Annotated in this window: 9 protein-coding genes; 4 read left to right on the top strand and 5 right to left on the bottom strand. The window is 63.9% G+C overall.

What is annotated here, in order from left to right; genetic code table 11:
- Positions 1-28: 28 nt before the first annotated feature.
- Together KW568_RS13850 and KW568_RS13855 are read right to left on the bottom strand one after the other, a co-directional pair.
- Positions 29-3,157 (bottom strand): efflux RND transporter permease subunit, encoded by a 3,129-nt coding sequence (locus tag KW568_RS13850; RefSeq protein ID WP_259538753.1) that lies wholly within the window; start codon positions 3,155-3,157, stop codon positions 29-31.
- 11 nt (positions 3,158-3,168) lie between these two features.
- Entirely contained in the window at positions 3,169-4,344 is a 1,176-nt protein-coding gene (locus KW568_RS13855; RefSeq protein ID WP_003253890.1) for an efflux RND transporter periplasmic adaptor subunit, read from the bottom strand.
- A gap of 245 nt (positions 4,345-4,589) precedes the next feature.
- Between KW568_RS13855 and KW568_RS13860 the strand changes: the two genes are divergently transcribed.
- The 4 genes from KW568_RS13860 to ilvA all read left to right on the top strand — a co-directional run bounded on the left by KW568_RS13860 (position 4,590) and on the right by ilvA (position 9,011).
- Positions 4,590-5,291: a response regulator transcription factor gene (locus KW568_RS13860; RefSeq protein WP_003253889.1), complete on the top strand. Its 702-nt coding sequence runs from the start codon at positions 4,590-4,592 to the stop codon at positions 5,289-5,291.
- Positions 5,292-5,297: 6 nt separating this feature from the next.
- The gene (locus tag KW568_RS13865) at positions 5,298-6,596 is read left to right on the top strand and encodes an ATP-binding protein (protein ID WP_004577476.1); all 1,299 of its coding nucleotides are present in this window, start codon (positions 5,298-5,300) and stop codon (positions 6,594-6,596) included.
- Positions 6,597-6,839: 243 nt separating this feature from the next.
- A complete protein-coding gene (locus KW568_RS13870) occupies positions 6,840-7,271 on the top strand; it encodes a PACE efflux transporter (protein ID WP_003253887.1) in 432 nt (143 codons plus the stop codon).
- Positions 7,272-7,451: 180 nt separating this feature from the next.
- Positions 7,452-9,011 carry a threonine ammonia-lyase, biosynthetic gene (ilvA, locus tag KW568_RS13875; RefSeq protein ID WP_003253886.1) on the top strand — a complete coding sequence of 520 codons (1,560 nt, stop codon included), beginning with the start codon at positions 7,452-7,454 and terminating at the stop codon, positions 9,009-9,011.
- A 126-nt stretch (positions 9,012-9,137) separates the two neighbouring features.
- Here ilvA and KW568_RS13880 read toward each other — a convergent pair whose 3' ends face one another.
- The 3 genes from KW568_RS13880 to KW568_RS13890 form a co-directional block, all read right to left on the bottom strand.
- Entirely contained in the window at positions 9,138-10,319 is a 1,182-nt protein-coding gene (locus KW568_RS13880) for a hypothetical protein (RefSeq protein WP_004577477.1), read from the bottom strand.
- A 51-nt stretch (positions 10,320-10,370) separates the two neighbouring features.
- Positions 10,371-10,850, bottom strand: coding sequence for a VOC family protein (locus KW568_RS13885; RefSeq protein ID WP_004577478.1), 480 nt, complete (start codon positions 10,848-10,850; stop codon positions 10,371-10,373).
- A gap of 110 nt (positions 10,851-10,960) precedes the next feature.
- Complete coding sequence (locus tag KW568_RS13890; RefSeq protein ID WP_003253882.1) at positions 10,961-12,580, bottom strand: NADP-dependent glyceraldehyde-3-phosphate dehydrogenase; 1,620 nt, start codon at positions 12,578-12,580, stop codon at positions 10,961-10,963.
- Between the last annotated feature and the right edge of the window lie 173 nt (positions 12,581-12,753).

Consider the following 12,753-nt stretch of genomic DNA (forward strand, 5'->3'; position numbering starts at 1 on the left):
CCTCCCATTTCACGCGGGGCTTGTCCAGTCAGCTTTCGCGGGGCACGGGTTGCCCGTCGCTGTCATGCGCCTGGCGTCGCTGTGACAGGCGCATCACCACCACGAAGAACACCGGCACGAACACCACCGCCAGCGTGGCACTGAGCATGCCGCCGATCACCCCGGTACCAATCGCCTGCTGGCTGGCAGAGCTTGCGCCGCTGGCGATGGCCAGTGGAACCACGCCGAGAATGAACGCCAGCGAAGTCATCACGATCGGCCGCAGGCGCAGGCGGGCCGCTTGCACGGCGGCGTCGACGGCGTCCACGCCCTGGTCTACCAGATGCTTGGCAAACTCGATGATCAGGATGGCGTTCTTCGCCGACAGGCCGATCAGCGTGATCAGGCCAACCTTGAAGAACACGTCGTTGGGCATGCCGCGCAAGGTCACCGCCAGCACCGCACCGAGCACGCCGAGCGGAACGACCAGCAGCACCGCAGTCGGGATAGACCAGCTTTCGTACAGCGCAGCCAGGCACAGGAACACCACCAGCAGCGACAGCGCCATCAGCAGGGGGGCCTGGCTACCGGACAGCCGCTCCTGCAATGACAGGCCGGTCCATTCCAGGCCGGTACCGGCCGGTAGCTGCGCCACCAGCCGCTCGACTTCGGCCATGGCTTCGCCCGAGCTGTAGCCGGCGGCTGGCTCGCCAGAGATCGACACCGCCGGGTAACCGTTGTAGCGGGTCAGTTGCACCGGGCCGCTGACCCACCTGGCCTGAACGAACGCACCCAGTGGCACCATCTTGCCGCTGTCGTTGCGCACGTGAATGTTCAGCAAGTCTTCAACCTGGCTGCGCTGGTCACCTTCGGCCTGCACCACCACCCGCTGCATACGGCCCTGGTTGGGGAAATCGTTGACGTAGCTGGAGCCTACGGCCACGTCCAGCACCGTGCCGATATCGGCAAACGACACGCCCAGTGCATTAGCCTGGCGGCGGTCGATTTCCAGTTGCACCTGCGGGCTTTCCGCCAGCGAGGCTTCGCGCACGTTGGTCAGCACCTTGCTTTTGCTGGCGCTTTCGAGCAACTGGTCACGGGCTGCCATCAGCTCGGCGTGGCCCATGCCGCCACGGTCCTGAAGGCGAAATTCGAAACCGGTCGACTCACCGAGCCCGTCGATGGGGGGCGGCAGCACCGAATAGGCTATCGCGTCCTTGAGCTGGGTGAAGGCCATGGTCGCGCGGTCGGCGATCGACTGGGCGCTGTCGTCGGCGCTGCGCTCGGACCAGTCCTTGAGGGTGGTGAAGGCCAGCGCCGCGTTCTGCCCGCTACCGGAGAAGCTGAAGCCGAGGATCAAGGTGGTGTTGCCCACGCCTGGTTCTTCGGCGTTGTGCGCCTCGATCTGCGCGGCTACCTGTTCGGTGCGCATGCGGCTGGCGCCCGGCGGCAGTTGAATGTCGGTAATGGTGTAGCCCTGGTCTTCGGTGGGCAGGAACGCCGTAGGCAGCTGGCTGAAACCGTAGCCCAGCACCGCCAGCAGCACCGCGTACACCAGCAGGTAGCGGCCGCTGCGCTTGAGCGCCTGCACCACCCAGCGCTGGTAGCCGTTGCTCATGCGTTCGAAGCGGCGATTGAACCAGCCGAAGAAGCCTTTGCGTTCATGGTGCTCGCCCTTGGCCACGGGTTTGAGCAGGGTGGCGCACAATGCCGGGGTCAAGCTGAGGGCGAGAAACGCCGAGAACAGGATCGACACCGCCATCGACAGCGAGAACTGCTGGTAGATCACCCCCACCGAGCCTTGCATGAACGCCATGGGCAGGAATACCGCCACCAGCACCAGCGTGATGCCGACGATTGCACCGCTGATCTGGCCCATGGCCTTGCGTGTGGCGTCCTTGGGCGGCAAGCCTTCTTCGGCCATGATGCGTTCGACGTTCTCCACCACCACAATGGCATCGTCGACCAGAATGCCGATGGCCAGTACCATGCCGAACAGTGTCAGCACATTGACCGAGAAACCCATGGCCAGCATCACGGCGAAGGTGCCCATCAATGCCACTGGCACGACCAGGGTCGGGATCAGCGTGTAGCGCAGGTTCTGCAGGAACAGGAACATGACTGCGAACACCAGCAGCATGGCTTCGAACAGGGTGTTGATGACCTGCTCGATCGGCACCTTGACGAACGGCGAGGTGTCGTAGGGGATGTCGTACTTGACGCCTTCCGGGAAGTAGCGCGCCAGGTCCTGCATCTTCGCCCGTACCAGGGTAGCGGTTTCCATGGCGTTGGCGCCGGGTGACAACTGCACGCTGAAGGCCGTGGCCGGTTTGCCGTTCAGGCGCGTGCCGTACTGGTATTCCTGGGCGCCGATTTCAACCCGGGCGACATCCCCGATGGTGACCGTGGAGCCGTCCGGGTTGGCACGCAGGACAATGGCAGCAAACTCTTCGGGGCTGCTCAACTGGCCTTTGACCACCACGTTGGCGGTGATTTCCTGGGTGCTGCGGCTGGGCAGATCGCCGATGCTGCCAGGGGCCACCTGGGCGTTCTGCGCGGCGATGGCTTCGGCCACATCGTTGGGCGTGAGGTTGAAGCCAATCAGCTTGCGCGGGTCGATCCAGATGCGCATGGCGCGTTCGGAGCCATACAACTGGGCCTTGCCGACGCCCTTGAGGCGGCGGATTTCGTCCATCACGTTACGTGCCAGGATGTCCGACAGCGCGGTTTCATCGAGCTTGCCGTCTTCGGAAGTGAGGGTGGCCAACAGCAGGAAGCCGGTGGACACTTTCTCCACCTGCAGGCCTTGCTGGGTGACCGGGCGTGGCAGGCGCGACTCGACCACCTTCAGGCGGTTCTGCACGTCGACCTGGGCCAGGTCCGGGTGGGTGCCCGGGGCGAAGGTGGCGGTGATGGTGGCGCTGCCCAGGCTGCTCTGCGACTCGAAGTACAGCAGGTTGTCGGCGCCATTGAGCTCTTGCTCGATCAGGCTGACCACGCTTTCGTCCATGGTCGCCGCCGAGGCGCCTGGGTACACGGCGTAGATTTCCACCTGCGGCGGTGCCACGTTGGGGTACTGGGCCACCGGCAGCTGCGGGATGGCCAGCGCGCCGGCCAGCAGGATGAACAGTGCGACCACCCAGGCGAATACCGGGCGATCGATGAAGAATTGCGGCATGAATCAGGCCCTCACTGGCCGGTATGCTGTGCGATGGGCGGGGCAGCGGGTGCGTTGTCGACCTGCACCTGGTCACCGGCCTTGATGTGCTGCAGCCCTTCGACCACCACCCGCTCGCCGGCCGCCAGGCCCTCACTGACGACCCAGCGGTCGCCCTGGGCGCTGCCCAGTACAACCTGGCGGTCGCTGACCCGGGCGTGCTGGTCTACCACCAGCACCTTCGGCACACCGGCGCTGTCACGCAGGATGGCGCGTTGCGGCACGCTCAGGCCCTTGGGTTGCACCGCTTGCTCCAGGCGTACCCGCACGTAGCTGCCAGGCAACAGGTCGAGGTCCGGGTTGGGGAACTCGCTGCGCAGGGTGATCTGGTTGGTGCTGGGGTCGACGCTGATGTCGGAGAACAGCAGCTTGCCCGGCAGCGGGTAGGCGCTGCCGTCATCCTGGATCAGCGTGGCGCGTGCCTGGCCGTCGCCCACCTGCTGCAATTCGCCAGCGCGCAGGGCGCGGCGCAGCGCGTTGAGCTCACGGGTAGACTGGGTGACATCGGCATGGATCGGGTCCAGCTGCTGGATGGTCGCCAGCGGGGTGGTTTCGTTTTGCCCGACCAGCGCGCCTTCGGTGACCTGGGCGCGGCCGATACGGCCGGAGATCGGCGCGGTCACGGTGGCATAGCCGAGGTTCAGCCGGGCGCGCTCCAGCGCCGCCCTGGCTTCAGCCACTTCGGCATCGGCCTGCAGGAAACTGGCCTTGGCGTTGTCGTATTCCTGGCGGCTGACGGCTTTGTCGTCGACCAGCTCGCGGTAGCGCTGCTCTTGCAGGCGCGCCTGATACCGGGTGGCCTCGGCCTTGGCCAGCGTGGCGCGGGCGCTGTCGTGGTCGGCCTTGAACGGTGCCGGGTCGATCAGGAACAGTACATCACCCTGCTTGACGTCGCTGCCTTCGCGGTACACCCGCTTGAGCACCACGCCTGCGACCCGCGCACGCACTTCGGCGGTGCGTGGCGCGAGGATACGGCCGCTGAGTTCGCTGCTGATGGCCAGTGGCTGCAGTTGCAGGGTTTCCACGCGCACTTGCGCAGTGGGTGCCTGTTCGTCTGGCTCGGCGCTGTCGCTGCAACCGGCCAGGGACAGGCTCAGCAATGCCATGAGCGCCAACGGGCGCAGGCACGGGGAGAGGGTAGTAGGCATGCGGATCTTCCGATGATGACCGTGTATATGCTAAGGCAGACGCTGGCTGAGCGGCTGTTAATACCTGTAGGGCGAGTGTGAAAAAGTGTGAAGAATGGTCCTGTCGAGTGGTTGGGTTCTATATTCTGCATGGGCCTGTGCTGGCCTCTTCGCGGGTGAACCCGCTCCTACGGGGACCTGCAGGAGCGGGTTTACCCGCGAAGTGCTCGCCACAGGCTTACTTCAACCCAGACGCCCAAGCACCTATGCCGAACATTTTCCTGGTCGAGGACGACAGCGCCCTGTCCGAGCTGATCGCCAGCTACCTGCAACGTAACGACTTCCATGTCCAGGTGATCGCCCGGGGCGACCATGTACTGGACGAGTACCGTCGGCAAAGGCCTGACCTGGTCATCCTTGACCTGATGCTGCCGGGCATCGATGGCCTGCAGCTGTGCCGGCTGCTGCGCCAGGAGTCGCAGACCCTGCCAATCCTCATGCTGACGGCCCGCGACGACAGCCATGACCAGGTGCTTGGCCTGGAAATGGGGGCCGACGACTACGTGACCAAACCCTGTGAGCCACGCGTGCTGCTGGCCCGCGTGCGCACGCTGCTGCGCCGCAGCAGTGTCAACGAACCGCGCCTGGAAAACGACCTGATCCTGATTGGTGGCCTGCGCATCGACCTGGCCGAGCGCACGGTGAGTTGGCGCGGCGAGGAGGTGGAGCTGTCCAGCGGCGAGTACAACCTGCTGGTGGTGTTGGCGCGCAATGCCGGTGAGGTGATGAACCGCGACCGTATCCTGCAACAACTGCGTGGCATCGAGTTCAATGGCACCGATCGCTCCGTTGACGTGGCCATTTCCAAACTGCGGCGCAAGTTCGACGACAACGCCGGCGAAGCGCGCAAGATCAAGACCGTGTGGGGCAAGGGCTACCTGTTCAGCCGTGTCGAGTGGGAGTGCTGATCGGCCATGCTCAAGATCCTGGTGCGGTTGTACCTGGTGATCATCGTCGCCTACGCCGGCGCATTGCTGTTCATCCCTGACACCATTGTCGGCCTGTTCCGCGACCGGTTCATGGCCTACAACCTGGACCAGGCCAAGGGCGTACAGGCGTTGATCGTGCGCCAGTTCCGCCAGGCCCCGCGCGAGCAGTGGCCAGCGGTGGAGCAGGAACTGGCCAGTGATTTCGCGCCGCTGGAGCTGCAGCTGCTGCGCAGGGATCAGGCCGGTTTGAGCGATGAGGAGCAGGCGCGCCTGGCGCAGGGGCTGTACGCAGTGCGCATTGCCGAGTGGGGCTATTACGAGACGGTGCTGGCGCCGCTGGACAAGGAGTGGCTGGTACGCCTGCATTCCCCGCCGGACCCGCTGGACATCAACGTGCTGTCGTGGGGCGTGACCGTATTGATTGGTGCAGCCATGCTGGGCTGCTTGCTGCTGTGGGTATGGCCGCACTGGCGTGATCTGGAGCGCCTCAAGGAGACCGCTCGGCGCCTGGGCCAGGGGCAGATGGCTGAGCGTACGCACATTTCGCCTCACTCCAACATTGGTGAGCTGGCCGGGGTATTCGACACCATGGCCAGTGACCTGGAACGCCATGTCAACCAGCAGCGTGAACTGCTCAATGCGGTATCGCACGAGTTACGCACGCCACTGACCCGGCTGGACTTCGGCCTGGTGCTGCTGTTCGACGAAGTGCCGCCAGCCAGCCGCAAGCGCCTGCTGGAGCTGGTCGGGCATGTGCGCGAGCTGGATGAACTGGTGCTGGAGCTGCTGTCCTACAGCCGGTTGTACAACGCCGATCAGGCGCGGGAGCGGGTGGAGGTATCGCTGCTGGAGCTGGTCGACAGTGTGCTTGGCGGCTTTGCCGAGGAGCTCGATGGCCGGGGTATCCATTGGGAAGTGCGGGCCGAGGGTGAGTTGCCGCGCTTTGTACTGGACCCGCGGCTGACGGCGCGCGCGGTGCAGAACCTGGTGCGCAATGCCATGCGCTACTGCGATGAAAGCCTGTTGCTGCGCTTGCGCCTGGAAGCCGATGGCGCCTGCTTGCTGACGGTGGAGGATGACGGGATTGGCGTCCCTGTGGAGGAGCGCGAGCGGGTGTTTCAGCCGTTCTACCGTCTGGACCGCAGTCGCGATCGCAACACCGGTGGTTTTGGCCTGGGGTTGGCCATCAGCCGTCGGGCGATCGAGGGGCAGGGTGGCACCTTGACCCTGGCGCAGTCGGCGCTGGGTGGGGCGCAGTTCAGGATTCGTTTGCCCGCCGGATGATGTTTCGCCTGTTCTGCCAGCTGGCTTGATCACAACGCAAAGCGGTCTTGGCTTCCTGCAACACCTGGGCAGGGACGGCGCCGCCACGCGCTGCTCGGCCCCAGCGGGTCCAGCCCTTCAACGCCTATCGCGAACGCTTCACCTCACAGCCGGGTAGCCAAGCGCGAAGTTGTCCAGCGTTCGGGCTTTTTCTTGGGGGCTACATCTTGTAGCTTTACAGGTCGTTTATTCAGGGAGCTGAACATGCAAGGCAAGGCCCGCAAGATCGTCCAGGCCATTCTCTATGAGGCCATCGCCGTCGCCTGTGTGGCGCCTGCGCTGGAGCTGGCGTTCGGCGCCGGCATGGCGCAGTCGACCGTGCTCTCGGTGCTGATGTCGGGTATCGCGATGAGCTGGAACATGGGCTACAACTGGGTGTTCGAACGTTGGGAAGCGCGCCAGCACAAGCGTGAGCGCACCTTTTTACGGCGCCTGCTGCATGCGCTGGGTTTCGAGGGTGGGCTGGTGGTGATTCTGCTGCCGCTGGTGGCGTACTGGCTGGACGTGAGCCTGTGGGCGGCACTGCTGACCAACCTGGCGCTGTTCGTGTTCTTCTTCGTTTACGCCTTTGTCTTCCAGTGGGGCTTCGACAAGGTGTTCGATGTGCCGCTTTCGGCGCAGCAGGCCAAGTGTTGACTTCTGGCTGTGAGGCAGGCTAAGTTCCTACCCATGAACACATTCCCGCACGTGAACGCCATTATTATTACCGCCATTATCAGTTTGGCGGGCTAGCGCGTACGTGCACCGAACCCGCCCTGGAGGCGGGTTTTTTCTCTCTGACTCCTGGGCAACGTAAAAATAGCCAAGGAGTCATCGATGACCAGCTTCAGTGTCCCTCGTACTACCGTCACCCCCCAGCAACTGCTGTCGGAGCAGGTGCGGCGCATTCTTGCCGCGCCGGTGTACGACCTGGCCATCGAAACGCCCCTGCAAGCGGCCCCGGCCTTGTCTGCCGCCCTGGGCAACCAGGTGTTGCTCAAGCGCGAAGACCTGCAGCCTACGTTTTCGTTCAAGATCCGCGGTGCCTACACCCGCCTGTCGCGTCTGACCGATGTGCAGCGTGAGCGCGGGGTGATCACCGCTTCGGCGGGCAACCATGCCCAGGGCGTGGCCTTGGCGGCATCGCATCTGGGTATCAAAGCAACGATCGTCATGCCCACCACCACGCCATCGTTGAAAGTGGAAGGTGTGCGTTCGCGCGGCGGGCATGTGGTGCTGCATGGCGAGAGCTTCCCGCATGCGCTGGCCCATGCACTGAAGCTGGCCGACAGCGAAGGCGCCACCTTCGTGCCACCGTTCGATGACCCGGATGTGATCGCCGGGCAGGGTACCGTGGCCATGGAAATCCTCCGTCAGCGCCCGGGGGCGCTGGACGCGATCTTTGTGCCCGTGGGCGGTGGGGGGTTGATCGCCGGGATCGCCGCCTATGTGAAGTACCTGCGCCCTGACGTGAAGGTGATCGGCGTCGAACCGGTGGATTCCAACTGCCTGCAGGCTGCCATGGCCGTCGGCGAACGCGTGATCCTGCCGCAGGTCGGCACCTTTGCCGATGGCGTGGCGGTGGCGCAGATCGGCGCCCATTGCTTCGAGCTGTGCCGCCACTTTGTCGACGAGGTGGTGACGGTGAGCAGTGACGAGCTGTGCGCGGCGATCAAGGATATCTACGACGACACCCGTTCGATCACCGAGCCGTCCGGGGCCTTGGCCGTTGCCGGGATCAAGAAGTACGTGGCGCGTGAAGGTGTGCAGGGGCAGACCCTGGTGGCCATCGACTCCGGGGCCAACGTCAATTTCGACCGCTTGCGCCACGTGGCCGAGCGGGCCGAGCTGGGTGAGCAGCGCGAGGCGATCATCGCCGTGACAATTCCGGAACAGCCGGGCAGCTTCCGGGCCTTTTGCCAGGCACTGGGCAAGCGGCAGATCACCGAATTCAACTACCGCTTCTACCCTGGCAAGGAGGCGCGCCTGTTCGTGGGCGTGCAGACCCACCCGGTGCACGACCCGCGTGAGCAGTTGCTGGCCAGCTTGCGGGAGCAGGGGTACAGCGTGCTGGACCTGACCGACAACGAGCTGGCAAAGCTGCATGTGCGCCATACCGTGGGCGGGCATGCCGCGTCAGGGGCTGATGAGCGGGTCCTGCGCTTCGAGTTTCCCGAACGGCCAGGGGCGTTGCTGGGGTTTCTGGAGCGGTTGGGCAAACGTTGGAACATCAGCCTGTTCCATTACCGCAACCATGGTGCGGCGGAGGCGCGGGTGTTCGCTGCTTTGGAAGTGCCAGCGGACGAATTGGCGAGCTTGCCGTTGACGCTGGACGAGATGGGGTATCGGTATTGGGACGAGACTGACAACCCGGCGTACAAGCTGTTCCTGGGCTGAGGCACCTGTGCGGCCAATGCAGGCGTGTCTAGCCGCTTGCTTGCCGACTTTGTTCGCAGCGTGATCGCCCCGTCCAAAGGGCAGGGCGATCTCCTGCAAGAAACTGCGCGAGCCAACGCGTGGGTTTCAACGCTCGCGCATGAAAAAGCCGGCAACGAACTTGCGGAACGTTTCAAGGCTTTTGAAGTCGGCGTAGCGCTTGAAGTTCTCGGTATCCGGCTCGGGGCCGATGGGCTGTTCCAGCAGCGACACTGACAACACCCGGTCCTGGTCCGAGGTCAGCACCAGTTCATCCATCACCTGCCCACCGATCACGGGGCGACGCATCTGCACTTTCACCCCTTTACTGGCCATCCAGTCGATCAGCGACACCAATGCCTTGAGCGGCTCGCGTTCTTCATCGCGGTACACCGGGAACAGGTGCGCGCGCGACAGCACGGGCACACTGGCCACATGGATCAACTCATAGAAATGGCTGCCGGCGCTGGTCGGCGAGTAGATCATCAACGCCAGCAACGGCCCGGTGGTGCGGCTTCCGCCCCAGTACAGGTGATGCCCCTGGAAGTCGAAGCCTTCCTCGCTGCGGTTGTTGAGCAGCTTGCGCCCTTTGATCTGGTCGACGCAGTCCAACAGCAGGCCGTGGCGGCGGTGGTTGCCAAACACAGAGGCCTCGCGCAGACGGGACTTGAGCATCATCATGTGCTTCATGTCCAGGCGGGTTTCCAGGTAGTTGCTGGCGGGCACCCGCTCCAGCAGCGGATAGCGGCTGGCCACGCTGCGCAACTCGGCAAACTGCGTGGTCAGGTCTTTTTTCAGGTGGGTGGCGTAAAGGTTGAGCCCGCTGGTTTCAATCCAGGTCAGCAGCAGTGACAGCAGGCGCTGCTGTTCGCGTCTGTCGTTGCCATCACCGACGGCACCGGCCGTGCCAGCACGGAAGTCGCTGATCAGGCGCAAGGGGGTGTCGGGTGGCAGCCAGGCGGCGGGTGGTGCGGGGTCGTTTTCGCGTTCGGCGGCTTCCCGCTCGTCCTTGGTGAACGGGCAGCCTGGCGCGTGCTCGGCAGTGCCCGGGTTGTTCTTGAGGAAGAGCGTACCGGTGCTGCCGTTGAGGGTGACGTTGAGCACCGGCAAGGCATCGTTGCGGCAGTTGCAAGCCAGCCACTGGTTGGCGTTGCGCACTTTCATCAGTAGCTGGTTGGCCTGTAGCAGGCGCGGGCCGGCGAGGCTGCCGGTGGCAAAGCCGACCAGCAGTTCCTCTTCAGCGGGGGTCAGGCTGCGCACCTGGGTGGCGGTTTTGTCGATGATTCGCATGAAGCAGCTCCAAGCTACGAGCCTCAAGCTTCAAGCAAAGTCGCGCGGCTTTCAACTCGCCGCTTGGCTGCCGCCGAACATCTTCGCGGCGCGGGCACGAATCTCGTCGGGGGTCAGGTCCTCTTTGTGGGTGGACACGAACCAGATGTTGCCAAACGGATCTTTCAGGGTGCCGCTGCGGTCACCGTAAAACTGGTCGGTCAAGGGATGTAACTGGATGCCCCCGGCGGCCAGGGCCTGGGCGTAGACCTTGTCGCAGTCTTCAACATACAAGTGCAGGCCAACACCCGCACCGCTGAGCTTCTGGCTGGCGGTGAGGCCGCCTTCCATGTCGCAGGGGTCGCCCAGCATCAGCGACGAATCGCCGATTCTCAGTTCGGCATGGCCAACGCGACCGCCCGGGGCATCGAGGCGGAACATTTCCTTCGCGCCAAAGGCTTGCTTGTAGAACTCGATGGCCTTGGCGGCGTCGTTGATGGCCAGGTAGGGCGTGATGCTGTGCTGGCCTTCGGGGATGGGTTTGACTGCCATGTTCGACTCTCCTGTGCAATGGGCGCCGAAAGGCGCCCTGTTGCTTAGAGTCGTTCGCCCAGATGGAAAATCGACAGTGACGCTAGATCGATTGTCTATAAGCGCGGCGGTCAGAAGATGTAGTCGGTGGTCAGGAAGCTCGACTGGCGGTTGCGAATGATCTCGCTGATCAGCGCTTTGTTGGCCTCCTGGAAGCGGGTGGCGACCAGTGTCCGGATGGAGAACACACGCAAAGCGTCATCCACCGAGAGTGTGCCCTCGGCGCTGTTCTTGCGGCCGTTGAACGGGTAGGTGTCCGGCCCGCGTTGGCACTGAGCATTGATGTTGATGCGCCCGACCTGGTTGGCGAAGATGTCGACGAGGCTGCCGATGGTGGCCGGGTCGTTGCCGAACAGGCTCAGTTGCTGGCCGTAGTCGGAGTCCAGCACATAGTCGATCACTGTCTGCAGGTCGCGGTAGGGCACCACCGGAACCAGCGGGCCGAACTGCTCCTCGTGGTACACGCGCATTTCCCGGCTGACCGGGTACAGCAAGGCCGGGTAGAAGAATGAGCCGCGGCTGTGCCCGCCATTTTCGTTGAGCACGCGCGCGCCCTTTTCCGTCGCATCGGCAACCAGGCCATCGAGGTAGTCGACCTTGCCAGGCTCGGGCAATGGTGTCAGCGCCACGCCAGGTTCCCACGGCATGCCGGGCTTGAGCGCCGCCAATTTGCGCTGAAACTTGTCGAGGAAGGCCTCGACCACATCCTCGTGCACGAACAGGATCTTCAGTGCCGTGCAGCGCTGGCCGTTGAACGACAACGCCCCGGTGACGGCCTCTTCGACAGCGTTGTCGAGGTCGACCTGGGGCAGCACGATGCCCGGGTTCTTGGCGTCCAGGCCCAGTGCGGCGCGCAGACGATGCGGGCGTGGGTGCAGTTTTTTCAGGTCGCTGGCGGCCTTGTGGGTGCCGATGAAGGCGAATACATCGACCTTGCCGCTGGCCATCAGCGCGCTCACCGTTTCCCGGCCGCGTCCATAGATGACATTGATCACGCCTGCCGGGAAGCTGTCGCGGAACGCTTCGAGCAAGGGGCGGATCAGCAGTACGCCGAACTTGGCCGGCTTGAACACCACCGTGTTGCCCATGATCAGCGCCGGAATGAGCGTGGTGAAGGTCTCGTTCAGCGGGTAGTTGTAAGGCCCCATGCACAGGGCCACGCCCAGTGGGGCGCGACGGATCTGGCCGAGGGTGCCTTGTTCCAGCTCGAAGCGGCTGGAGCGGCGGTCCAGGTCCTTGAGGGCGTTGATGGTGTCGACGATGTAGTCGCAGGTGCGGTCGAATTCCTTTTCTGAATCCTTCAGGTTCTTGCCGATCTCCCACATCAGCAGCTTGACCACGGCCTGGCGCTGTTCACGCATGCGGGCAAGGAAGGATTCCACATGCTGGATACGCTCGGCCACGCGCATGTTCGGCCAGGCGCCACGGCCTTTGTCATAGGCCTGCACGGCAGCATCGAGGGCGGTCAGCGCGGTCTCGGCATCCAGCAGCGGGGCGCTGCCCAATATGACCTGATGCTCTTCGTCGCCTTGCTTGAGCCACACCGGGCTGCGCACCGTGGCCAACGGGCCGTCCCAGCGCCTGAGCTCACCGTTGACCAGGTAGTCGCGTTGTTCCAATGGGGCTCCCAGGCGCCAGGTTTCCGGGATGTTCTCGGCGCTGGGGAAGAGTGAATCGAGCAAACGGTCCATGGGTACTGCACCTCACATCAAAGGGCGGTTTTCAAGTCAGTTGAATCGTTTCAGCTTGGAGCATGCACTGGCTGCCGGAAAAACACCAGTCTGGTTCAACATGGCCATCCATGCCTGCCCGGCAATCCGTCAGCGGCCTGAGAGACGTTGATGCAAGTCGTCAAAGGTTATTC

Origin of the sequence: Pseudomonas sp. HD6515 (assembly GCF_024971855.1) — a bacterium.
Lineage (GTDB): Bacteria > Pseudomonadota > Gammaproteobacteria > Pseudomonadales > Pseudomonadaceae > Aquipseudomonas > Aquipseudomonas alloputida.